The sequence below is a fragment of the Pantoea sp. RIT-PI-b genome (genome assembly GCF_001187905.1).
Taxonomy (GTDB): Bacteria; Pseudomonadota; Gammaproteobacteria; order Enterobacterales; family Enterobacteriaceae; genus Pantoea; species Pantoea nemavictus.
This window is the reverse complement of record NZ_LGIS01000007.1, coordinates 279,355-305,201: the sequence shown is the minus strand read 5'-3', so window position 1 is coordinate 305,201 and position 25,847 is coordinate 279,355. Positions and strand designations below refer to the sequence as shown.

General features: G+C 57.3%; 9 protein-coding genes. 6 read left to right on the top strand and 3 right to left on the bottom strand.

From position 1 onward, the window contains the following. Nucleotides 1–30: 30 nt before the first annotated feature. From AC790_RS01390 to speA, 3 genes are all read right to left on the bottom strand, one after another. Nucleotides 31–15,153: an Ig-like domain-containing protein gene (locus tag AC790_RS01390; protein ID WP_049850712.1), complete on the bottom strand. Its 15,123-nt coding sequence runs from the start codon at nucleotides 15,151–15,153 to the stop codon at nucleotides 31–33. Nucleotides 15,154–15,461: 308 nt separating this feature from the next. Continuing rightward, nucleotides 15,462–16,151: an EAL domain-containing protein gene (locus AC790_RS01380; protein ID WP_049850710.1), complete on the bottom strand. Its 690-nt coding sequence runs from the start codon at nucleotides 16,149–16,151 to the stop codon at nucleotides 15,462–15,464. A 718-nt stretch (nucleotides 16,152–16,869) separates the two neighbouring features. Continuing rightward, nucleotides 16,870–18,849: a biosynthetic arginine decarboxylase gene (gene speA, locus AC790_RS01375; RefSeq protein WP_049850709.1), complete on the bottom strand. Its 1,980-nt coding sequence runs from the start codon at nucleotides 18,847–18,849 to the stop codon at nucleotides 16,870–16,872. Between the two features lie 777 nt (nucleotides 18,850–19,626). On the opposite strand from speA, the gene metK reads away from it, so the two are divergent. The 6 genes from metK (at nucleotide 19,627) to gshB (ending at nucleotide 25,831) form a co-directional block, all read left to right on the top strand. Beyond that, nucleotides 19,627–20,781, top strand: a complete 1,155-nt coding sequence (gene metK / locus AC790_RS01370; RefSeq protein ID WP_007890313.1) for a methionine adenosyltransferase — start codon at nucleotides 19,627–19,629, stop codon at nucleotides 20,779–20,781. Between the two features lie 475 nt (nucleotides 20,782–21,256). Further along, nucleotides 21,257–22,651 (top strand): sugar porter family MFS transporter, encoded by a 1,395-nt coding sequence (locus AC790_RS01365; protein WP_007890314.1) that lies wholly within the window; start codon nucleotides 21,257–21,259, stop codon nucleotides 22,649–22,651. 83 nt (nucleotides 22,652–22,734) lie between these two features. Then, nucleotides 22,735–23,247: a SprT family zinc-dependent metalloprotease gene (locus AC790_RS01360; protein WP_049850722.1), complete on the top strand. Its 513-nt coding sequence runs from the start codon at nucleotides 22,735–22,737 to the stop codon at nucleotides 23,245–23,247. An 88-nt stretch (nucleotides 23,248–23,335) separates the two neighbouring features. Further along, nucleotides 23,336–24,043 carry a deoxyribonuclease I gene (gene endA, locus AC790_RS01355; protein ID WP_007890316.1) on the top strand — a complete coding sequence of 236 codons (708 nt, stop codon included), beginning with the start codon at nucleotides 23,336–23,338 and terminating at the stop codon, nucleotides 24,041–24,043. Between the two features lie 73 nt (nucleotides 24,044–24,116). After that, nucleotides 24,117–24,848: a 16S rRNA (uracil(1498)-N(3))-methyltransferase gene (gene rsmE / locus AC790_RS01350; protein ID WP_007890317.1), complete on the top strand. Its 732-nt coding sequence runs from the start codon at nucleotides 24,117–24,119 to the stop codon at nucleotides 24,846–24,848. A 38-nt stretch (nucleotides 24,849–24,886) separates the two neighbouring features. After that, complete coding sequence (gshB, locus tag AC790_RS01345) at nucleotides 24,887–25,831, top strand: glutathione synthase (protein WP_007890318.1); 945 nt, start codon at nucleotides 24,887–24,889, stop codon at nucleotides 25,829–25,831. Nucleotides 25,832–25,847 lie beyond the last annotated feature (16 nt).

Here is a 25,847-nt window from a genome sequence, read left to right as displayed (position 1 = left end):
CCCTTACTGCATCCCTGCGTCACATAGCCGTTAGACCGTGTGGTTTTGGTGCGGTTGTTGCAGCAGCTCCTCCAGAGAAACGTTCACGCCTTCCAGCGTAATCAGTTGAGTCGCGCTGTAACCCGTACCGGTACCGTCACGGTCAATTGAGAGCACCGTATTGCCATCTGAAGTATGGTCCACTTTCACGAAATCATTAATATTACTTGTGGAATCATTCCAGCCGATAAGCAAGTTACTGACATCAATTTTGTCGCCTTGCGCAACATTGAAGTCGGTCCAGGTATCGTGACCGTTACCGCCGGTGGCATCCGCGCTCGCCAGTAAGTGATACACCAACGTATCTGCGCCGGCACCGCTGGTGATGGTGTCGTCGTAGGCACCGCCGGTCAGCGTGTCAGCCCCCGCTGTGCCTGTGATGGTTGGATGCAGCTCAATGGTGAACGACTGACTGGTGATGGTGCCGTCATTCGCGGCCAGGGTATAACTGAACACCTCTTTGTGGGTGAGCGATTGTCCATCCACGCCGGCATTCAGCGCATAGGTATAGCTACCGTTGGCGGCAATACTCAGCACACCAAAGTCCCCGGCAATCGCCGTGGTACCCACGCTGTGAACCGTAGTGATATCACCGTGTTCATTAGTGATACTCAAGGTTCCCGTATGGCTCGCCGTTGATGAACCGTAGATGCTGCCGCTGGCATCGTGGTCGCCGCTGGTGGTGTCAGCAAACAAACTGTTAGCTGCCAACAACGAGGTCGCCGACGCACCATTGTGCAAATTCACCGTCAGGCTGGCCGAGGTCAACGCACCGCTCGCATCCCTTACCGAGTAAGTAAAAGTATCCGCCGCTGGCAGGGTATCGATATTCAGACCCGCCTTCAGTGCATAGGTGTAGTTACCGTGTGAATCGATGGTCAGGGTGCCGTAAGTGGTATTGATCACGGTGTTGCCCGTCGCCGCCACCACGTTGCCCGATACCGCCGTTACCGCCGTGCCATTAGGAATGGTGCCCGCCAGCGAACTGGTGTCGTTGGTCAGCAAGTTACCGGTGACCGTTGCCGCGACTGTCACTGCCAGCGTCGTGATGTCTGACACCGTGCTAATCGTGGAGGTTGGCAGCAGACTGACGTTAACGGTTGAAGCGACGATCACCGCGTAGTTGCCGGTACCCAGATTGTTATAGGTCACGTTGGCACCTTTCAACGTTCCCAGCGACAACACGGCACCGAGGTAGTTAGTGGTGCTGTTAATCAGCAGCCAGGTACCATTACTTTGCTGCTCGTACAGATTCAATGAGTAGTTGGTTAACAAACCCACGCTGCTGATTGAACCGTTCAGCGTTACCGTACGCGTGTCATCCGGCCCCACGTTAAACATGTAGGCGTTACCATTGGTCAATACGCTGGCTTGCAGCACATTGCCGAGCCCGACCGTAAGCAGCGCGGTGTGCGACACGCTGGTCGTGCCATTGTTCAGCGTGCCGGTTTGGGTGGTGTAATCCACTTCGTTGACATCGTTGGCCGCCACGATACGAATCGCGCCGGTCAGCGGGCTGCTGGTGGAGACGTTACCCGCGCGGTCAGTTTGAATCACCGACAGCGAGGCTCCGGTGGTCTGCGCGGTACTCAGGCTAACCGACCAGGTGCCGCCCGTGCCGACGGTCGCCGTGCCGAGGGCGTTGCCGCCCGCATCACGCACGGTGACGATGGCGCCCACCTCACCGCTACCGGTGACGGTAGTACCGGCATCGTTAATCGCCAGACCGCTAACCGCCGCCGGTGGCACCGTATCGACATTGACGGTCACCGCCGTATTGCCGGTACTCACGTTGCCCGCCGCATCAGTTACCGTCACGCTCAGCGGATGCGCACCGTTCGCCAGCGCTGCGGTGGTGTAGGTCCAGGTTCCTCCTGCGCCCACCGTCACGGAACCCAGCGCCGTGGTGCCATCATAGATGGTGACAATCGCGCCCACTTCCGCCGTACCGTTGAGGACTGGCGTGGTATCGCGAGTGTAAGCACCGTTAACCAACGTCACTGGCGTGCTGCCCGCATCGTCGGTGATGGTGAGCGAACTGGCCGCTGGCGCCACCGTGTCAACGCGCAAGGTAGTCGAGGCGTTCGGGCTGACGTTGCCCGCCGCATCGGTTGCCGTCACGTTCAGCGTGTGCGTGCCGTTGCTCAGCGGAGTAGAGATAAAGCTCCAGCTGCCGTTGCTGCCTACCGTGGTGGTGCCGAGCAGCGTGGTGCCATCGTAAACGCTGATCCTTGCCCCCACTTCGCCGTTACCGGTCAACAGCGGTGTGCTGTCGTTGGTCGCGCCGTTATTCGGGATAGCGATCGCTGTGCTGCCGTTGTTGTTAGCAGCGACAAGGTTGGTTACCGCCGCCGGAGCCACGGTATCGATCGTCACCGAGGCCGCGGTGGTGCCGCTAACGTTACCGGCCGCATCGGTCACCGTGACGCTCAGCGGATGGGTGCCCTGAGCGAGCGTGCCGGTGGTGAAGCTCCAGGTCCCGCCGCTGCCAACGGTCACGGTACCTAACAGCGTGCCGCCATCGAAGATCGACACCCTGCTGCCCACTTCCGCCGAACCGCTCAGCGTTGGTGTGGTGTCGTTAGTGGCACCGCCGCTCGGCACCACGGTGCCGGTAACGTCGTTGGTAATCACCAGCGTTGACGCCGCTGGCGCCACGGTATCGACGATGATAGAGACCGTCGCCGAAGCCGCGCTGGTGTTACCTGCCGCATCCGTTACCGTTACGCTGAGCGGATGGGTGCCGTTGCTCAGCGTCGCGGTCGTGAAGGTCCATGCGCCAGTACTGCCCGCAGTCACGGAACCGAGAACGGTGGTGCCATCGTACACAGTGACAATGGCGTTCGCTTCCGCCGTGCCGCTCAGAGTTGGCGTGGCGTCATCGGTAGAGGCGCCGTTGGCCAGGGGTCCCTGAATCGTCCCGACATCATCGGTGATCACCAGATTGGTGACCGGATTCGGTGCCACGGTATCAATGCTCAGGGTGGTGGACGTGGTTGGGCTGACGTTGCCCGCCGCATCCGTCGCCGTCACATTCAGCGTGTGGGTGCCATTACTCAGCGCAGTGGAGACGAAGCTCCATGTGCCGTTGCTGCCCACCGTGGTGGTGCCGAGCAGCGTTGTCCCGTCGTAAACGCTGATCTTCGCACCAATCTCACCCGAACCGGTTAACAGCGGCGTACTGTCGTTGGTCACGCCATTGTTCGGAATGGTCACCGCCGTACTGCCGTTGTTGTTGGCTGCCACCAGATTGGTGACCGCCGCCGGTGGCGTGGTATCGATAATCACCGAGGCCGAGGTGGTGCCGCTAACGTTACCCGCCGCATCCGTTACCGTGACGCTCAGTGGATGCGGGCCGGTGGTCAGTACACCGGTCGTGAAGGTCCAGCTGCCGTCGCTGCCGGCAATCGCCGTACCCAGCGGCGCAGCGCCATCGTAAATCGTGACTCGACTGCCCGCTTCGGCCACGCCGCTCAGCGTTGGCGTGGTGTCGTTGGTGGCTCCGCCGCTCGGCACCGTGGTGTTGGTGACGTCGTTAGTGATCACCAGCGTTGATGCCGTCGGTGCTACCGTGTCTACGGTGATGGAGACTGGCGTGGTAGCCGCGCTGGTATTACCCGCGGCATCTTTCACCGTTACGCTGAGCGGATGAACGCCGTTGCTCAGTGTGGCAGTGGTGAAGGTCCACGCACCGCCGGCTCCAGCAGTCACCGAACCCAGCACCGTGCTGCCGTCATAGATGGTGACAATCGCATTGGCTTCCGCCGTGCCGCTCAGCGTTGGCGTGGCATCATCGGTTACCGCGCCATTAGCCAGCGGTCCCTGAATCGTGCCGACGTTATCGTTGATCACCAGGTTAGTCACCGGTGACGGTGCCACGGTATCAATCGTCAGGGCGAACGCGGCATTCGGGCTGACGTTGCCCGCTGCATCGGTCGCCGTGACGTTAAGGGTGTGTGCTCCGTCCGCCAGGGTTGGCGTAGTGAAGCTCCAGCTGCCGTTGCTGCCTGCGGTGACCGAACCGATAATCGCCGTACCATCACGGATGATCACCAGACTGCCCGCTTCTGCGCTACCGCTGAGGGCTGGCGTATTGTCGTTGGTGCTGCCACCCGCGTTAATCGCTACCGGCGTGCTGCCGTTGTTATTGGCCGCCGCCAGGCCGGTGATCGCCACCGGCGCTACGGTATCAATATTCACCGTCGCCGCGGTGCTGCCACTGACGTTACCGGCCGCATCGGTCACCGTCACGCTCAGTGCATGCGCGCCCTGGGTCAGAACATCGGTGGTGAAGCTCCATGCCCCGCCGCTTCCTGCCGTTGCGGTGCCCAGCAGCGTTGTGCCGTCATAAATCGAAACGCGGCTGCCCGCTTCCGCCGTGCCGCTCAGCGTTGGCGTGCTGTCGTTGGTCGATCCACCATTCGGCACCGTGGTTCCGTTGGTATCGTTGGTGACCAGCAGCGTTGCGTTGGCCGGTGCCACCGTATCCACATTGACCGTGAAGTTGGTCGCGGTGCTGGTGTTGCCCGCCGCGTCGCGCACCGTCACGCTCAATGGATGCGATCCATCACTCAGTGCGGCAGTGGTGAAGCTCCATGCGCCGTTGCTGCCGGCAACCGCAGAACCCAGCACCGTGCTGCCTTCCGAGATGATCACCACGTTGCCCGCCGTGGCGGTTCCGCTCAGCGTTGGCGTGTTGTCATCGGTTGAAGCGCCGTTGCTAAGGTTACCGGTAGTGGCACCCACGTTGTCAGAGACCAGCAGATTGGTGACGGGCGTTGGTGCCGCCGTGATCACCGTGAGGCTGATCGAGGCATCTGGGCTGACATTGCCTGCTGCATCGGTCGCCGTCACCGTCAGCGTATGCAGACCATCAGCGAGCGTTGGCGAGGTAAAGCTCCACGCACCGTTGCTGCCTGCAGTGACTGAACCAATCTGGTTGGCGCCATCGAAAATTTTAACGATGCTACCGGCTTCCGCCGTACCGCTCAGCGCTGGCGTGCTGTCGTTGGTAGTGCCGCCAGCGGCAATCGCCACCGGTGAGCTGCCGTTGTTGTTAGCCGCAGCCAGACCGCTGACGGCTGCAGGAGCTGCAGTATCAACGATCACCGTTGCCGTGCTGGACGCTACGCTGGTATTCCCTGCAACATCGGTCACGCGCACGGACAGCGCATGGCTACCGTCACCCAGCACTGCGGTGGTGAAGTTCCAGTCCCCGCCCGCGCCGGCAGCCACTGAACCCAGCAGCGTGGTGCCATCGTAAATGGTGATGACGCTGCCCACTTCCGCCGTACCGCTCAGGGTTGGCGTATTATCGTTGGTCGCGCCGCCATTCGGCACCACCGCACCGGTCTCGTCGTTGTTGACCACCAGCGTTGAGGCGTTTGGCGCAAGGGTATCCACGGTGAGATTCACCACATCCGAGCGCGGTCCAACGTTGCCCGCCGCATCGGTGACGGTAACGCTCAGCACATGCCCGCCCTGGCTGAGGGTTGGCGCGGTGAAGGTCCACTCACCGCTAGCGTTGGCGACCGTAGAGCCAATCACCGTGTTGCCATCATAAACCGTGACAATACCGTTGGCTTCGGCCAGTCCTGCCAGCCGTGGCGTGCTGTCGTTGGTGATACCGTTGTCAGCAATCGGTACTGTGATGCCGTCGTTGTTATTAGCGGCAGACAGATTAGTGGCGGCGAGCGGTACTCCGGTATCGATAGTGAAGTTCACCGTCGGCGATGTCGCTCCCGGATTACCGACTGAATTAACCGTCGTGATATAGATACCGTGCGCACCATCGGCTAGCGTAGGCGTATAGCTCCACTGCCCAGTGTTGCCAACGGTAACGCTGCCCAGCACGATAGCGCCATCATGAATGGTGATCACATCCCCTTCGTTCGCGGCACCGGTTAAGACCGGCGTGCTGTCATTACTGTTGGCACCGTTGCTCAACTCAACCGGCGTGGTGCCGTTGTCATCGGTGATCACCAGCGTGCTGGTGGCGGGTGGCAGATCGGCAGCAATGTTCAGCGTAAACGCCGGACTGCTCACCGCGCTGACGTTACCCGCCGCATCGGTTACCGTGAAGGTGAAACTGTGCCCGCCGTTAGAGAGCCCGGTACCCGGCGTATAACTCCAGTTACCGCCAACCGCGTTGACGGTACCCAGCAGCGTGGTGCCATCGTAAATCGAGATTCTACTGCCCGCTTCCGCCGTACCGCTAAAGGTAGGGGTGTTGTCATCGGTGGTGACGCCGTTGGTCAATGGACCGGTGCTGCCGCCTACGTTGTCGTTTACCGTCAAATCAGCGAGGGTGATCGGATCCGGCACCGACGTATCGATATAGACGGTAATCGGCGTCGCTTCAGGCCCGGTGGTACCCGCCGCGTTAGTGACCGACACGGTGAAGCTATGCTGGCCATCCGACAAGGTCGTGGTTTGGAAGCTCCATGTGCCGTTATCACCCACCGTGGTGGTGCCGAGCAGGGTAGGTCCTTCGTAAACATTGATGGTGGTGCCCGCCACACCGGTACCGCTTATCACTGGCGTGTTGTCGTTGGTATCCCCTTCATTCGCGACCTGCACCGGCGTGGTATTAGCATCGTTATAGACAGCAAAGCTCAGCACTTGCGCTGGCGTTGAGGTGTCCACCGTCAGCGATACCGAGGCATTGGAACTGACGTTACCCGCCGCATCCGTCACGCTGACGTTCAACGTATGCGTGGCATTCGAGAGCGCCGTGGTGGTGATGCTCCACGCACCATTGCTGCCCGCTATCGCCGAACCCACCAGCGTGGTGCCGTCGTAGACTCTGACCACGGCATTGGCTTCCGCCGTGCCGCTGATGGCTGGCGTGCTGTCGTTGGTGATGCCGCCGTCAGCAATCGTGATCGGCGTGCCGCCATTGTTGTTTTGCAGCAGCAGATCGTCAGCCGGCTGCGGTGGCGTAACATCCACCACCACGGTAAAGCTGGCGGAAGGCGCGCTGACATTCCCCACTTCATCGGTCACTGTCGCGGTCAGCGTGTGCGAACCATCCGTCAACACAGGCGAACTGAAGCTCCAGCTTCCGTCGCCCAGCGCCGTGGTGCTGCCAATCACGACATTACCGTCGTAAATGGTCACCAGACTGCCCGCTTCTGCCGCCCCGCTCAGCAGCGGTGTGTTGTCACTGGTGCTCGCGCCGTTAGGCACCAGCACCGGCGCACCGCTGTTGTCATTACTCACCACCAGCGTGGCTGGCGTAGGTACGGTGGTATCAACGGTAAAGTCGATCGCCGTGGAAGCGGGACCCACGTTACCTGCCGCATCGACAACGGTGGTGGTCAGACTGTGCTCGCCATCATCAAGCTGCGGTGAACTAAAGCTCCACTGCCCGTTGCTACCCACCGAAGCGCTGCCCAGGATTTCAGTGCCATCACGAATAATGATGGTGCTGCCCGCTTCTGCCGTACCGGTAAGGAACGGCGTGTTGTCGTTGGTTGCCCCCCCGTTGGTGATGGCAACCGGTGAAGTGCCCTCATCGTTGCTGGCGACAATATTCCCCGCGACTGCCGGTGGAGTGGCATCGATCACTACGCCAATGGTGGCAGGGGCGCTGACGTTACCCGCCGCATCACTGGCCGTAACGCTGAAGGTATGCGTTCCGTCCGCCAGCGCCGTTTGCGGCGTAAAGCTCCATGTACCGCCCGCTCCCACGGTGGTGGAACCCAGCACGCCATTTTGATCGGCAATGGTAATGATACTGCCCGCCTGGCCCGAACCGCTCAGCACTGGCGTGTTGTCATTGGTGAGGCCGCCGTTCGGGATAGTGACCGGCGTGCCGATATCGTTAGTCAGCGTCAGTCCGGTTGCGGCTGGCGGTGCTACGGTATCGACGGTGACGGTAATCGCGCTGCTTGCCGGGCTGGTATTCCCCGCCGCATCGCGCACTGTCACGCTCAGATTATGCGTACCGTCAGTCAGGGTGGGTGAGAAGCTCCAGTCGCCCTGCGCATTGGCGATGGCGCTGCCCAACACCGTGGTGCCGTCAGAAACGATAACAATGCTGTTGGCTTCCGCCGTACCGCTCAACAGCGGTGTGCTGTCGTTGGTGGTGCCGTTGTTGGCAATCGGCACCGGCGTGCCGCCGTTGTTATTGTTGAGCTCAAGGCCCGTCGCCGCAACCGGCGCAACGGTATCCACGGTAAAGGCAATCGCGCTGGATGCGGGGCCCACGTTGCCGGCTGGATCGGTGACCGTCGCCGTCAGGCTATGGCCGCCCTCACCCAGCGTTGGCGTGGTGAAACTCCACTGGCCATTACTGCCAACAATCGCGCTGCCCAGCACCTGCGTGCCATCCCGTACCGTGACGGTGCTGCCTGCTTCGGCGGTGCCGCTGAGCAGCGGCGTGGCATCGTTAGTGGTGCTATTGCCATCAATCGCCACCGGCGTGCTGCCGTTGTTATTACTCAGCTCCAGCGCGTCTGGTGCTGCCGGCGGTGTGGTATCAATGCTGAAGTTCAGCGCCGCCGATGGCGCGCTAACGTTACCGGCGGGATCGGTCACCGTGGTGGTCAGACTATGCGGCCCCTCGCCGAGCACCGTCGAGGTGAAGCTCCAGTTGCCGCTGCTGCCTACCACCACCGAACCCAGCACGTTGCTGCCATCAGAGATAGTCACCGTGCTGCCCGCTTCGGCGCTACCGCTCAATACCGGCGTGGTGTCGTTGGTGGAACCGCCTACGGCGATGGGCACCGCGGTGCCGCCTGAATCATTGCTCAGCTGCAGGCCGGTGGCTGCCGACGGCGCTTCGGTATCCACGGTAAAGGTGATGGCCGTGGACGGTGCGCTGCTGTTGCCTGCGGCATCAGTGACGGTCGCCGTCAGGCTATGCTCGCCCTGGCTCAGCGCCGGTGTGGTGAAGCTCCAGGCTCCATCGGTTCCGACAATCACCGTGCCGAGCACGGTAGTACCATCGCGCACGACCACGATACTGTCCGGATCCGCGTTACCACTCAGCACCGGCGTGGTGTCGTTGGTCGCGCCGCCGGAAGCAATTGGTGCTGGCGTGTTGCCCTGATCGTTATTGAGTTCCACGTCAGTGGCTGCTGGCGGCGCTTCAGTATCAATGGTCACCGTCACCGCCGGTGATGCCGGGCCGACGTTACCCGCCGTATCGGTCACCGTGGTGGTCAGACTATGTCCACCCGCATCCAGTGGTGTGGTTGGTGTGAAGCTCCATTTGCCATCGGTGCCAACCGTGGTGCTACCCAGCACCGCGCCATTATCACTTACCGTCACCACGCTGCCCGCTTCGGCGCTGCCGCTCAATACTGGCGTGGTGTCGTTGGTGCGGCCACCGGTATCAATCGGTACCGCTGTGCCGCTGCTGTCATTGCTGAGTTGCAGATCGGTGGCGGCGGCTGGCGGTGTGGTATCCACGGTAAAGGCGATCGGTGTGGAAGCGCCGCTGCTGTTGCCAGCCGGATCGGTCACGGTGGTGGTCAGGCTGTGCGCGCCCTCACCCAGCGCGGTAGCGGGAGTGAAGCTCCAGTTGCCGTCAGTGTCCGCCGTTGCTGTGCCCAATACGGTTGTGCCATCACGCACCGTGACGGTGCTGCCCGCCTCCGCGGTGCCGCGCAGGATAGGAGTGTTGTCATTGGTGATGCCGCCGGCAGCGATGGTCGTGCCGCCATCATTGCTCAGCTGCAGCCCGGTTGAGGTGGCCGGTGGCTGAGTATCCACCGTAAAGGCGATTGCCGTAGACGGATCGCTGACGTTGCCCGCCGGGCTGGTCACGGTGGTGGTCAGGCTATGCGCGCCTTCGCTCAGGGCTGGCGTGGTGAAGCTCCAGGTTCCACCGCTGCCCACCGTCACCGTGCCCAATACCGTGGTGCCATCAAGCACCGTGACGGTGCTACCTGCGGCTGCTGTGCCACTGATCACCGGCGTGGTGTCGTTGGTTGCGCCGCCGGAGGTAATCGGCACTGGCGTGCCGCCATTGTCATTGTTGAGCGCCACGTCGCCTGCTGCCGGTGGCTGCGTGGTATCAATGTTGACGGTGATCGGCGTTGAGGTTGGCCCAACGTTGCCGGCCGGATCGGTGACGGTGGCGGTGAGCGTATGCTCGCCCGCCGCCAGCGGTTGGCTTGGCGTAACGCTCCAGCTGCCATCGCTGCCTACGGTGGCGCTGCCAATAATGTCTGTGCCATCACGTACCGTTACGATGCTGCCCGCTTCGGCCGTACCGCTCAGGGCTGGCGTGGTGTCATTGGTGGTACCGCCAGCGGCAATCGGTAGCGGCGTCGCACCGTCGTTATTGCTCAGTTGCAGACCCGTAGCCGCGGCTGGCGGTGTGATATCTACGGTGACCACAATCGGCGTCGATGGCGCGCTGGTATTGCCCGCCGGACTGGTTACCGTCGCGGTTAAACTGTGGTTACCCTCGTTCAGGGCTGGCGTTGTAAAGCTCCACTCGCCACCGCTGCCGACGGTAACGGTGCCCAGCACGGTGCCGCCATCAGAGACGGTAATAGTGCTGCCCTCCGCTGCGGTACCACTCAACACCGGCGTGGCATCATTGGTCGCCGCGCCTGAGTTAATCGGAACTGGCGTGCCGCTGGTGTCGTTGCTGAGCTGCACACCGCCGGGTGCTGGCGGCGTGGTGACATCAAGAGTAAAGGTCAGTGGCGTACTCGCCGCGCCGGTATTGCCCGCCGCATCGGTCACCGTGGTGGTCAGGCTGTGTGCGCCCGGATCCAGCGCGGGTGACGTAAAGCTCCAGTTGCCATCGTTGCCGACGGCCACCGAACCCAGCACGCTAGTGCCGTCGATAATCGTCACGATGCTGCCCGGTTCAGCGCGCCCGCTGAGTACCGGCGTCAAATCATTGGTGGTGCCACCATCGGCTATCGGCACCAGCGTGCCGCTGCCATCATTGCTGAGCTGCAGATCGCTGGCAACGGCCGGTGCCGTGGTATCGACAATCACGATCACCACCGACGATGCTGGGCCAACGTTGCCCGCCGGATCGGTGACGGTGGTGCTGAGGTTGTGCTGCCCTTCGCTCAGTGGTTCGGTTGGCGTAAAGCTCCAGTTGCCATCGCTGCCGGTAGTCGCCGTCCCCAACTCGGTGGTGCCGTCGCTGACGGTTACGGTGCTACCTGGCTCGGCGGTGCCGCTCAGCGTTGGCGTGGTGTCATTGGTGGTGCCGCCTGCGGCAATCGGCGTGCCGTCATCGTTACTGAACTGTACATTGCCTGCCGCCGCTGGCGGTTGGGTATCGACGGTGACGGTGACCGGCGGTGACGCTGGGCCGGTGTTGCCCGCCGGATCGGTGACGGTTGAGGTCAGGCTGTGATTACCATCGCTTAGCGGAGGCGTGGTGTAACTCCAGTTGCCATCGTTGCCCACCGTGGTGGTGCCGAGTACGGTGGTGCCATCGGAGATGGTGACCGTACCACCGGCTTCACCGGTTCCGCTCAGCGTTGGCGTATTGTCGTTAGTGCTGCTGCCGGCAGGAATCGGATCGCCTGCATCATTGGTCAGCGCCACATCCGCTGGCGCGCTTGGCACCACGGTATCAATGGTGATGTTGATGGTCGGCGTATCGGTTTCAACACCGGTTGTTGGATTGGTGGCCGTGGCGTGGAACGCGTAGTTGCCATCAGCCAACGCCGCTGGCGTGAAGTTCCACTGCCCATCGGCGCCCGCCACCACGCTGCCAATAATCGTGGTGCCGTTGTACAGGGTGATCAGATCGCCCTCGCTTGCCTGGCCACTCAAAATCGGTGTGGTGTCATTGGTGCTGGAATTGTTTGGCAGTTCCACCAGCGTGCTGCCGCTGTCGTCGCTGACAATCAGCAAGCTGTTGGTGGCCGGTACGCCAGCATCGACATTGAGTGTAAATACCGGCGAAGAGGGACTGACATTACCCGCCGCATCGGTCACCGTGGTGGTCAGGCTATGCTGGCCATTGGTCAGCGCGGCATCTGGCGTGAAGCTCCAGCTGCCATTGCTGCCAACCGTCGCTGAGCCGAGCAGCGTGGTGCCGTCATAGACGCGCACCACCGCTCCCGCTTCGGCTGTGCCGCTCAGGGTTGGCGTGCTGTCATCGGTAATGGTGCCGGAGGTTAACGGGCCGGTGCTGCTGCCAACGTTATCCGTGACGACCAATCCGCTGGTCGCCGCTGGTGCAACGGTATCAACGCTAAAGGCGATCGGTGCCGTGGCCGGGCTGACGTTGCCCGCCGCATCGGTCACCGTGGTGGTCAGGCTGTGATTGCCTTCCGCCAGCGTTGGCGTGGTGAAACTCCAGTTGCCATCGCCGCCCACTGTCACAGTTCCCAGCACCGTGGTGCCATCCAGAATCGTGACGGTACTGCCCGCTTCCGCGCTGCCGCTCAACACCGGCGTTGCATCATTGATGGCGTTGCCGGAGGTGACGGGCTGCGTAATGCTGCCGGCATCATTGGTGAGTGCTACCCCGCTCGCCGCATCCGGCACCACGGTATCAACGGTGATGTTGATGGTGCCGGAATTGGTCACGTTGCCGCTGGTATCCGTGGCCACCGCGTGGAAGGCGTAAGTGCCGTCGGCCAGAGCCGCTGGCGTGAAGCTCCACTGGCCATCCGCACCGGCGACGGTGCTGCCCAGCAGCGTGGTGCCATTGTACAACTCAACGACCGCATTGGCCGCAGCCAGCCCGCTGAGGGTTGGCGTGGTGTCCTGTGTGCTGGAACCCTCAGGCAGCACTTTCAGCGTGCTGCCGCTGTCATCGGTGATCTCCAGCGTACTGGTGGTTGGCGGCACGCCCGCATTCACGGTAAAACCAACGCCAGTGGTGGCCGGGCTGACGTTGCCCGCCGCGTCGGTCAGCGTGACACTCAGCGAATGGCTACCGTTGCTCAGGGTTGGCGTGGTAAAGCTCCAGCTGCCATTGGTGCCCACGGTAACGCTGCCAATCAGCGTGGTGCCGTCATAAATTTTGACGATGGCATTCGCTTCACCGTTACCGGTTAAGGTCGGGGTGCTGTCATCAGTGGTACCGCCTGCGGTGATAGGGCCGGTGGTACTGCCGACGTTATCGCTGATCACCACATTGCTGGCACCCGCTGGCGCCTGGGTATCAACCGTGAAGGTGATTGGGCTGGAAGCCGGACCAACGTTACCCGCCGCATCGGTCACGGTAGTGGTGAGGCTGTGGTTGCCTTCGGTCAGCGTCGGCGAGGTGAAGCTCCATGTGCCATTGCTGCCGACAGTTGCCGTGCCCAGCACGGTGCTGCCATCGCGCACCGTCACAGTGCTGCCCGGTTCGGCGGTGCCGCTGAGCACCGGCGTGGTGGTATTGGTGGCGCCACCGGAAGCGATCGGTTGCAGCGTGCTGCCATCGTTATCGCTCAGCTGTATGCCGCCAGCCGCCGCTGGGGCGACGGTATCGATAGTGATGGAAATTGTCGGCGTTTGCGTCACGTTGCCGCCGGTATCAGTCACCGAGGTGTGAAGAGCATAAGAACCATCAGCCAAAGTGCCTGGAGTAAAGGTCCACTGACCATCACTGTCCGCCACCACGCTACCCAGCACGGTTGTACCGTTGTACAGCGTGATAAGCGCCCCGGCGGTGGCGAGGCCACTCAGCGTTGGCGTGTTGTCGTGGGTGCTGGCACCGTTGCTAAGCTGCACCAGCGTGCTACCGGTATCATCGGTGATTTCAAATGAGGTGGTGGCTGGCGGAATACCGGCCTGAACATTGACTTCATATGCAGGCGACGCGGGACTGACGTTACCGGCGGCATCAGTCAAGGTAACCGTTAAGCTGTGGCTACCGTTGCTCAAGGTTGGCGTGGTGAAACTCCAGCTGCCATTTGCTCCCACCACCGCCGTGCCGAGCAGGGTTTGCCCGTCATAAACGCTCACCACTGCGCCTGCTTCACCGCGCCCACTCAGGGTTGGCGTATTGTCATCGGTGGAGGAGCCGTTTGGCACATTGCCTGAGTTATTGCCGGAGTTATCACTGAGTGACAGCTCCGTAGCAGCGGCAGGCGCCTGGGTATCCACGGTAAAGGTGATGGTGGTCGGCGTGCTGGAATTACCCGCCGCATCGGTGGCTGTGATGCTCAGCGTATGGCTACCCTGGCTCAGCGCTGGGCTGGTAAAGCTCCATGCGCCATTGCTACCGACGGTAACGCTGCCTAGCACCGTATTGCCATCACGAATGGTGATGATGCTGCCCGCTTCTGCGGTACCGCTCAGCTGTGGCGTGGTGTCATTGGTAGCACCGCCGTTGGTGATCGGCTGCGCAGTAGAGCCGCTGTTGTTCACCACGGTCAAACCCGCCACGGCATCCGGCGCTACGGTATCAACGGTGAAACCTACGGGATTTGACGCCGCGCTGGTATTGCCAGCGGCATCGGTTGCGGTCACGCTCAGGCTATGCTGGCCATCCGTCAGCGTAGGCGTGGTGAAGCTCCAGCTACCATCGGCACCTGCGGTCACTGAGCCGATCAGCGTATTGCCGTCATAGATGCGGATGATGGCACCCGCTTCTGCGGTTCCGCTTAACGTTGGCGTGTTGTCGTCGGTTATGCTACCTGCACTGATCGTGCCCTGATAGGGGCCAACGGCGTCCGTAACCACCACATCGCTCACTACGGCTGGTGGTGTGGTGTCGGGATCGGTCGGGTTAGTGGGATTGCCACCGTTATCTCCAGGTGAGGCATTTCCGCCACCGCCGCCAGAGCCAGCAAACAGCGCGCCGATACCGGCCAGCGCTGCACCACCGATACCGAAGGCGGCAATAGTGCCGTCATTGGTGGTGTTTTCCGCTAACAGACCTTCGGTGCTGTCGATAGAGACATACTGGAAACCTTCTGTACCGGGATCTTCCACCCACCACATCGCGCCGCGATCGTCCTGCAGGACCAGATCGCTATCGCCATTCGGGCTATAAAAACCATGAATAACAACCACTTCACCAGATTTTGTGGTGACAACTAAATCATTACCATTGCGTGTGAAAGACTTAATATCAGACTGATTAAGATGCAGCTTCACTACACTAGGAGCGGTTAAATTAACTTGATTTCCACTCAGCTCAGAAGCAATGGTCCCACCTTTGGGGGTTACTGAGATATTATTCATGTTATTGAGATCCCGCGCAGTTCTATAAAAATGCCCGGCATCCGCGGACACCGGCTTTTACAGTGAATAATCAGTGAGATTATTCACTTCTTCTCTGGAGCGACCTCATACAGGCTAATGATGAAATCGCGTTGAGTTTTGTTAAGCCGCCATCCTGATAACGCATTGGTTTTATTTCTTAAAATCACCATGGGAAAAATAGTTTTATTCTCAATCGGCCGGGCAGTAATTACGTGAAACGCGTGCAGCCCAGGCTTTGACATATTTTTCTTCCCCGAGGGATGAAACCAACCCAACTAATATCAGGATTACGCTATAAAATCATTGAGATAGATGCTCTGCCAGAAATAGCCCTGCATGCCATAAATTGCTTTATGCGACAGCAGGTCGACCTGTTGTTGATTTTCAACGCCCTCAACAATCACGCCGTTGCATAATTCGTTGAGGTGGTCGAGCAGAATGTCAAAGGTGCGACCGTCGCCAAATTGCCAAAAAAAATCTTTGTCAATCTTGACGATTTCAAATATTCCGCTATCGAGCATGTTCAGGTTGGAATAACCCGGACCAAAGTCATCGAGCCATAAAGGGGCGGGCGTCACTTTCGCGACACCTTTTAACAGCAGCAGATCGGCGCTATTAAAGCGCGCGGTGAAGAATGCGGATATTTCCAGACGCAGCAGCGTCAGTTGAGCCAGTTTTTCTTGTATTTCATCATCTTTAAAGATGCTGGCTACGATATCTCTATCAACATTCACACTGACAATCTGATCAAACCCTTTCTGGTATAGCTGAATAAGTTTTTCGATCTGGTGGAGGAATAACTGCCATTTAATGTCAGCAGAAAGCTGACTGAAGAAACCTGCATCCCTGTTGGGGTTACGCTTATTATTGATATCTGCGTCATCGGCAAAACGCGTTAACAATTCCCTGGCAATCACCTGACCGGATAAAGCGTAAACCGGCTCCAACATGAAGATAAACTTCGGTTGATTGCTCATTTCATGGTCCTTACTGCAACTGCCTGATAGCGCTAAACTGTCAGGATTTCTCATGTAAGAAGTAAGGGAAACATTGATAAAACTTAATGCCTTAACTGAAGGTTAACGTACAACTTACACTTTGAAAAATAGATTTCAGTAAACAGTGCTGACAACTTCAATCGTTTAAACCAATCAATAACGTAAGTAAATTTCTCTAAAGTTCATAAAAACTTCGGATTATTCCTAGAAAAATTTAAGTTAGTACCAGTCTTGACAGATCATAAAACAACGAAGCATTTGAAATAAAACAAAAATAATTAAATCAATATGGGTTGATTTATATCTTTATCCTTAAATGCGAATTCATTCATTTTAAATCAATGATTCCAAAAGGTGCCAAAAAAAGATAATTACAATAGTTACTATTCAACCCTTAATGTTTAAATTTTTATTATACATCCCAATCAATACATAACAGATTGGCTGTCAGATGGTTGATGAATCAGTACTTACTGCAGGGTTATTATTGATAATAGCGATGCCAGCCGGCGGGCTTTCTTAGCAAAAATAAGAAGATAGAGAAGAACCTATTAATGACGTTTTTTGGGTGGGCGGTTATAAATAGGTCAAGAGTGATCATCTTCACAAATTAATTAAATAAGTGGCGATGAAAAAGAAAAAAGGCAGGAATGGTTAAAACCGGGCCTCTGGCGAAGCCCGGTTAATGAGCAATTAATTACTCATCTTCAAGATAAGTATAACCGTACAGGCCGCTTTCAAATTCTGACAGGAACTGCGCACGCAGCTCTTCATCAATATCGGTCTGCTGTGTAACCTGATCGCGGAACAGCGTCATCAGATCGTTCGGATTCAGCTGCACATACTCCAGCATATCCGCCACGGTATCGCCCTCATCGGACAGCTGCACTTCAACGCTGCCATCCGGGAATGCAAACACATCCACCGCTTCGGTATCACCGAACAGGTTATGCATATTGCCGAGGATCTCCTGATAGGCACCGACCATAAAGAAGCCGAGCATCGGTGGATTATCAATGTCGTACTCTGGCATCGGCATGGTGGTGGCAATACCGTCGCCATCAACGTAGTGATCGATGGTGCCATCGGAGTCACAGGTGATATCCAGCAACACCGCGCGACGCTTAGGCATTTTGTTCAGCCCTTCCAGCGGCAGCACCGGGAACAGCTGATCGATACCCCACGCATCCGGCATCGACTGGAACAGCGAGAAGTTGACGTAAATCTTATCCGCCATCCGCTCCTGCAGCTCATCAATGATCGGACGGTGCGCACGGTTGCTGGGATCGAGATGCTGCTGAATATAGTGGCAGATGCTCAGATAGAGCTGCTCCGCCCAGGCGCGCTGACCGAGATCGTAAGTACCTGATGAATAACCCGTATGGATATCGAACAGATCCATCTGGCTATCGTGCAGCCATTCACGCAGCGAACGACGCACATCGGGTTCATGCATCTCTTGCCACGTATCCCACAGGCTCTGGATCGGACGCGGTGAATCGGCATCCGGTGCCACTGGCGTGCTGAATTCGTTTCGTTCCACACCAATGATGTTGGACACCAGCACCGTATGGTGCGCGGTTACCGCACGCCCCGATTCAGTGATCACCGTTGGGTGCTCAAGACCGTTCTCTTCACAGGCGTCGCCAATCGCCCAAATCACGTTATTCGCGTACTCGTTCAGACCATAGTTGACCGAGCAATCGGACTGCGAACGCGTGCCTTCATAGTCGACGCCCAAACCGCCGCCGACGTCGAAGCATTTGATGTTAACGCCCAGCTTCGCCAGCTCAACATAGAAGCGCGCCGACTCACGCACGCCGGTGGCGATGTCGCGGATGTTGGACATCTGTGAGCCGAGATGGAAGTGCAGCAGCTGCAGGCTATCGAGACGACCGGCCTTGCGCATGATGTCGACCAGCTGCAACACCTGCGACGCTGCCAGACCAAACTTGGATTTTTCGCCACCGCTCGACTGCCACTTGCCTGAACCCTGCGAGGCCAGACGCGCACGAATACCGAGACGCGGCACCACGCTCAACCGCTCAGCTTCTTCCAGCACCAGGCGCACTTCGGTCATCTTCTCGATCACCAAATAAACTTTGTGACCGAGCTTCTCACCAATCAGCGCCAGACGAATATATTCACGATCTTTATAGCCGTTACAGACGATCACCGAGCGGGTTTTACCGGCATGGGCCAGTACCGCCATCAGTTCCGCTTTCGAACCGGCTTCTAAGCCTAACGGCTCGCCGGAGTTGACCAGCGACTCAATCACACGCTTATGCTGGTTAACCTTGATCGGGTAAACCAGGAAGTAATCGCCTTTATAGCCGTAGGACTCACGCGCACGTTTAAAGGCGGCGTTAATCGAACGCAGACGATGCTGGAGAATCTGCGGGAAGCAGAACAGCGCAGGCAAACGCTGACCGTCGGCTTCGCGCTCTTTAACCAGTTTTGCCAGGTCAACGCGCACTTCCGGCTGATCCGGATCGGGACACACGCTGATGTGCCCCAGTTCGTTAACGTCGTAATAGTTATTTCCCCACCAGGCAATATTGTAGGTACGCAGCATTCTGCTCGCTTCCTGATCGTTCATTGCCACCTCCTGCATGGAGCGGAGTGAACCCTGTTCGCCAGCTGACGAACCCTTGATATTCTTCATGTCGTCAGACATCGCGAACCTCAATTTTCCGTTGAAATATGAAATCGTTACCGCGTTTTGTCATGGTAACGCCAGGTGAAAATTGTCCCATCCTGCTTACTGCCCCTTTAAGGTTGCATGACTCTAAGTGTAAAACACCGCGCCGAAGTCGGTGAAATCAGGGCAATAGCCGGAGATTTGCACGTTCATTAGCGAGTGAAACGCAGTAATAGATGTAGGGATAATTTAACCGATGCTCGTGTCGGGATAATGAACAGAACGTCGACAGGATAAAAGAACAGATGTGGAATGGGAAAGGAGAGCCAGCGCGCCGATACAGCGCAGTGAACCAGTGAGAGAGAAAGAGTGGTTCATTACTTTAATCACCTCCATCGCCGGCTAACAGCCTGCGAGAAACGGCTTGGGTGAAAGTCAGAATAAATGACATCTGACGGCGCGACGCACAGTGACGTCATCCTTTACGCTGAAACAGCAGCGGCGTTTTATACAGCCACACGGGTTAAATTGCAAAATCTTTGTCAGGTAACTGCGTGCGGTGTCAGGAAATTATTCCACTTGCGATGTTGCGGAAAATGCGGGAACGGAAAAAGCACTGGAAAAGTGCTCACTGAGTAACCTAGAATAGCCGTCCAGATGGTTTTCCATCTAAACTGATTAACATCCAGGCGGTGTCTGTCTGGCGCATTAAAACTTCTTACTGCTCGTGGCTTTGCCTGAAGGGGCGTTAAGTCGATTTCATCATTAACGCTATGCAGTCGTATTCAAACCATTGTTAAGGTAAAGAACAGAATGGCTAAACACCTTTTTACATCTGAGTCCGTATCAGAAGGACATCCTGATAAAATCGCTGACCAAATTTCCGATGCCGTGCTGGATGCCATCCTGGAACAGGATCCTAAAGCACGCGTGGCCTGCGAAACGTACGTTAAGACCGGTATGGTGCTGGTTGGCGGTGAAATCACCACCAGCGCATGGGTTGATATTGAAGAGATCACCCGTAATACCGTACGTGAAATCGGTTATGTCCATTCCGATATGGGCTTTGATGCGAACTCTTGCGCGGTACTGAGCGCGATTGGTAAGCAATCGCCAGACATCAACCAGGGCGTTGACCGTACCGATCCGCTGGAGCAAGGCGCCGGTGACCAGGGCCTGATGTTCGGTTATGCCAGCAACGAAACCGATGTGCTGATGCCAGCGCCGGTAACCTATGCGCACCGTTTGGTGCAGCGTCAGGCTGAAGTGCGTAAAAGCGGTTCACTGCCATGGCTGCGTCCGGATGCGAAAAGCCAGATCACCTTCCAGTATGATGACGGCAAAATTGTCGGTATCGATGCGGTTGTGCTGTCAACGCAGCATGCTGAAGAGGTGACCACCGCCGATCTGCGCGAAGCCGTGATGGAAGAGATCATCAAGCCGGTTCTGCCGACGGAGTGGATCAACGCCAGCACCAAATATCACATCAATCCAACCGGCCGTTTTGTTATCGGTGGCCCAATGGGTGACTGCGGTCTGACCGGTCGTAAAATCATCGTGGATACCTACGGCGGCATGGCGCGTCACGGTGGCGGCGCATTCTCGGGCAAAGACCCGTCAAAAGTTGACCGTTCTGCCGCTTACGCTGCACGTTATGTGGCGAAGAACATCGTTGCAGCTGGCCTCGCTGACCGTTGCGAAATTCAGGTTTCCTACGCGATTGGCGTGGCTGAGCCAACCTCCATCATGGTTGAAACCTTCGGCACTGAGAAAGTCTCCACCGAGCAGCTGACGCTGCTGGTACGCGAGTTCTTCGACCTGCGTCCATATGGCCTGATTCAGATGATGGATCTGCTGAAACCGATCTATAAAGAGACCGCAGCATACGGTCACTTTGGCCGTGAGCACTTCCCGTGGGAGCAGACCGATAAAGCGGCTCAACTGCGTGAAGCGGCGGGCTTGAAGTAATCGCGTCCTCTGCGGGCTGATGCCCTCACCTTGGCCCTCTCCCACAGGAGAGGGAAACGCTGCAAGATGTATGACTGAAAATGAGCTCGCTTAGGCGGGCTTTTTTTATGCCTTTTAATCGTCAGGCGCATTTTTCTATGCCGTCTACACTTCTTACGCTGTGTTTACAACATAGTGATAACGATTACATTTTGAAATCCTTTAACAATCGGCAATTTAGAGATTTTTCAGCGTAGTTATTACTGTGAAAATGCGTTATTTTCAGCGTCGTCTGATAGCCGGTATTTAGTGCAATGTCAGAAACTTAAAGGGTGCTATACCTTACTGGTTACGTAACTATTTCGGGCGGAAAATGCTGGATTGCAGGGTTTCAGCGTGTGTAACCGATTACACTGATGTGATCGCTCTCACTTTTTTCCGCCGACAGGTTTCATAACATTGATAACAACAACGATGGATAAACTTTGGAGGCATCATGCCTGGTAATAATCACAAAAGCAGAACATCAAATAAGGTCATGACCTTGTTTGTCTGCTTTTTAGCGGCCCTGGCCGGCTTGCTGTTTGGATTGGATATCGGTGTTATCGCCGGTGCTCTGCCTTTCATCGCAAAAGATTTTAACGTCACCGCACATCAGCAGGAATGGATCGTCAGCTCGATGATGTTTGGTGCGGCGGTGGGTGCTGTAGGTAGCGGCTGGATGTCATCGCGTCTGGGCCGTAAAAAAAGCCTGATGGCCGGTGCCATTCTGTTCGTCATTGGTTCGCTGTGGTCTGCGGGTGCAACCAGCCCGGACATGCTGATCGCTGCACGGGTGGTGCTGGGCCTGGCCGTAGGTGTCGCGTCTTATACCGCTCCGCTCTATCTCTCTGAAATCGCGCCAGAGAAGATTCGCGGCAGTATGATTTCGCTCTACCAGCTGATGATCACCATCGGTATTCTGGCCGCTTATCTCTCTGATACCGCCTTCGCCGACGCCGGCGCATGGCGCTGGATGCTGGGCATCATCACCATTCCTGCCGTGTTGCTGCTGATTGGCGTGTTCTTCCTGCCGAATAGCCCACGCTGGCTGGCCGCGAAGGGGGATTTCCGCAGTGCGGAACGCGTGTTATCGCGTCTTCGTGATACCAGCGAACAAGCAAAACGTGAACTGGATGAGATTCGTGAAAGCCTGAAGATCAAACAGTCTGGCTGGCAGCTGTTCCAGAGCAATAGTAATTTCCGCCGCGCGGTGTTCCTCGGCGTGCTGTTGCAGGTGATGCAGCAGTTCACCGGTATGAACGTCATCATGTACTACGCGCCGAAAATCTTCGAAATCGCTGGCTTTGCCAACACCACGCAGCAAATGTGGGGCACGGTGATTGTGGGTCTGGTGAACGTGCTGGCTACCTTTATCGCTATTGGTCTGGTGGATCGCTGGGGCCGTAAACCAACGCTGCTGCTGGGCTTCCTGGTGATGGCCGTTGGTATGGGCGTGCTGGGTACAATGTTGCACATCGGCATCCACTCGCCAGAAGCGCAGTACTTCGCGGTCGCGATGCTGCTGATGTTTATCATTGGTTTTGCGATGTCTGCCGGTCCGCTGATTTGGGTGCTATGTTCAGAAATCCAGCCGCTAAAAGGCCGCGATTTTGGTATCACGGTTTCCACCGCGACCAACTGGATTGCCAACATGATTGTCGGCGCCACCTTCCTGACCATGCTGAATACGCTGGGCAACGCGCCAACCTTCTGGGTGTACGCCGGTCTGAACGTGTTCTTCATTCTGCTGACGCTGACGCTGATTCCAGAGACCAAAAACGTCTCGCTGGAACACATCGAACGCAATCTGATGTCAGGCAAAAAACTGCGCGATATCGGTCAGAAATAATCCCGATAAGCGAATTCAAGGGCTGCCTGCTGGCGGCCCTTTTTTGTTTGATTCAACTGTCGCAACCTTTTATCCTGCCCCACATGAAAACACCGCGCCTTCCCATCGCCTTACAACAAGCCGTTATGCGCTCGCTGCGCCATTTTTTACAGCTGGCCAACGAGAAGCTGGAGCGCCGCTTTGATGAGCCCTCGCTGATCTACCAGCAGCGCGGCACGGCGGCGGGCACCGCATGGCTGGAAAAGTGGGAAATCCGAATCAATCCGGTGCTGCTGTTGGAAAATCAGCAGGCGTTTGTTGATGAAGTGGTGCCGCACGAACTGGCGCATCTGCTGGTGTGGAAAACCTTTGGCCGCGTGCCGCCGCACGGCAAAGAGTGGAAATGGATGATGGAGAGCGTGCTCGGCGTGCCGGCGCGTCGCACCCACCAGTTTGAAATCGACTCAGTGCGCAGCAATACGTTCCCCTATCGCTGCCGCTGTCAGCAGCACCAGCTGACTGTGCGTCGCCATAACCGCGTGCTGCGCGGCGAAAGCGAGTATCGTTGCGTACACTGCAAATCTCTGCTGCAGCCCGGTGAGTTTTCAGCAACATAGCTCAGCAACATAGTCTAATCTCATATCCCATGCGTCATCATTCTGTTACCCTGCCGCCCTTTTTCAGGACCAGGTTAATTTTTGGAATATGTCTCGCAAAACGCTGCTGTTTCTTACCTTATTAGTTGCCCCACTTAGTGCTTATAGCCTCAGTTTCACTCACTATCATCAAAACAATTTTAATCAGGCCAAAGCCTATGCGGCGCAGATCAACGCCGATGCGCCTGCGGACTTTTACTGCGGCTGCAAAATCAGCTGGCACGGCAAAAAAGGCGTGCCGGATTTATCCAGCTGCGGCTACAGCGTGCGTAAGAATGCCAATCGCGCTGAACGCATTGAGTGGGAACATGTGATGCCAGCGTGGGAATTCGGTCATCAGCGTCAGTGCTGGCAAAACGGCGGACGCAAAAACTGCAGCAAAGACGCGGATTATCGCCGCATCGAAAGCGATTTGCATAACCTGCAGCCGGCGATTGGCGAAGTGAACGGCGATCGCAATAACTTCCAGTACAGCCAGTGGAACGGTGGCGATCAACAGTATGGCCAGTGCAGCATGAAGGTTGATTTTAAGCAGAAGCTGGCGCAGCCGCCCGAACGCGCACGCGGTGCGATAGCACGCACCTACTTCTATATGCGCGATCAATATCAGCTGCGCCTGTCACGCCAGCAAACCCAGTTGTTTACCGCCTGGGATAAGCAATATCCGGTGACGAAGTGGGAGTGCGAGCGCGACAACCGCATCGCTAAAGTGCAGGGAAATCATAACGCTTATGTACAGCAGGCTTGCCAGCGCTAAAAGCGCTACCCTACACTAGCTTTTTTCGATTGCGCCGTGTCAGCGGACACGGCATAACGCTGGCAGGAACCGCATGCGTATACCTCGCATTTATCACCCCGAATCTCTTGAAGTAAACAGTGAAGTCTTCCTTGATGAGGACGCCGCTAACCATGTCGGGCGCGTGCTGCGCATGACCGCTGGTCAGCAAATTGAGCTGTTTGATGGCAGTAATCTGACTTTTAACGCTGAAATCACCCAGGCTGATAAAAAGCGTGTAAAAGTAAGGGTCCTTGCCAGTCAGGCTGATGACCGTGAATCGCCGCTGCATCTGCATCTTGGTCAGGTGATGTCGCGCGGCGAAAAAATGGAATTCACTATCCAGAAATCGATCGAACTTGGCGTGAATGTGATTACGCCCTTGTTTTCTGAGCGTTGCGGCGTAAAGCTGGATGCCGAGCGACTGGCGAAAAAGATTCAGCAATGGCAGAAAATCGCAATTGCCGCCTGTGAACAGTGCGGCCGCAATCGCGTGCCGGAAATTCGCGAGCCGATGACATTACAAGCCTGGTGTGCGGAAGCCGATGAGGGTTTAAAACTCAATCTGCATCCGCGCGCCAGTCACAGCATTAACACGCTGCCGCAGCCGGTGGAGCGCGTACGTTTGCTGATTGGACCGGAAGGCGGCTTATCCGCCGAAGAAATTGCCATGACGGCGCAGCAGGGTTTCACCGATATTTTGCTCGGACCACGCGTGTTACGCACCGAAACTACCGCGCTCACCGCCATTACGGCACTTCAGGTGAGGTTTGGCGACCTCGGTTAAGCGATACTTTTGGTTGAATACCCCTTGAGGAGAGAATAATGATCAAGCTTGGCATCGTTATGGACCCCATTTCGTCCATCAACATTAAAAAAGACACCAGCTTCGCCATGTTGCTGGAAGCACAGCGCCGTGGTTACGAAATTCATTACATGGAGATGAGCGATCTCTCTCTGCGCGGCGGCGTGAGCTATGCGCGCACCCGTCTGCTGAGCGTTGAGCAGAACTACGACAACTGGTACACGTTTGGCAGCGAGCAGCTTATCCCGCTGGCCGATCTCAACGTGGTGCTGATGCGTAAAGATCCGCCGTTCGACACCGAGTTTATCTACGCCACCTACCTGCTGGAGCGCGCTGAAGAGCAAGGCACGCTGATCGTCAACAAACCGCAAAGCCTGCGCGACTGCAACGAAAAGCTGTATACCGCCTGGTTTGCCGACCTGACGCCCGATACGCTGGTTACGCGCAACAAAGAGCAGCTGCGCGCCTTCTGGCAGGAACATGGTGATGTGATTCTGAAGCCGCTTGATGGCATGGGCGGCGCGTCCATCTTCCGCGTGAAGCAAGATGACCCGAACTTCGGCGTGATCACTGAAACCCTGACCAATCACGGCCAGAACTTCTGCATGGCGCAGAACTACCTGCCGGCGATTAAAGAGGGTGATAAACGCGTACTGGTGGTGGATGGCGAACCGGTGCCTTACTGCCTGGCGCGTATTCCGCAAGGCGGTGAAACGCGCGGTAACCTGGCCGCTGGTGGCCGTGGCGAAGCGCGTCCGCTGAGCGACAGCGATTGGGAAATTGCGCGTCGCGTCGGTCCAACACTCAAAGCCAAGGGGCTGATTTTTGTCGGTCTGGATATCATCGGTGATAAACTGACTGAAGTTAACGTGACCAGCCCAACCTGCGTACGTGAAATCGAGGCCGCGTTCCCGATATCAATCACCGGCATGCTGATGGATGCCATTGAGAAACGCCTGGGCTGATGCCGTCGGAGTGCAA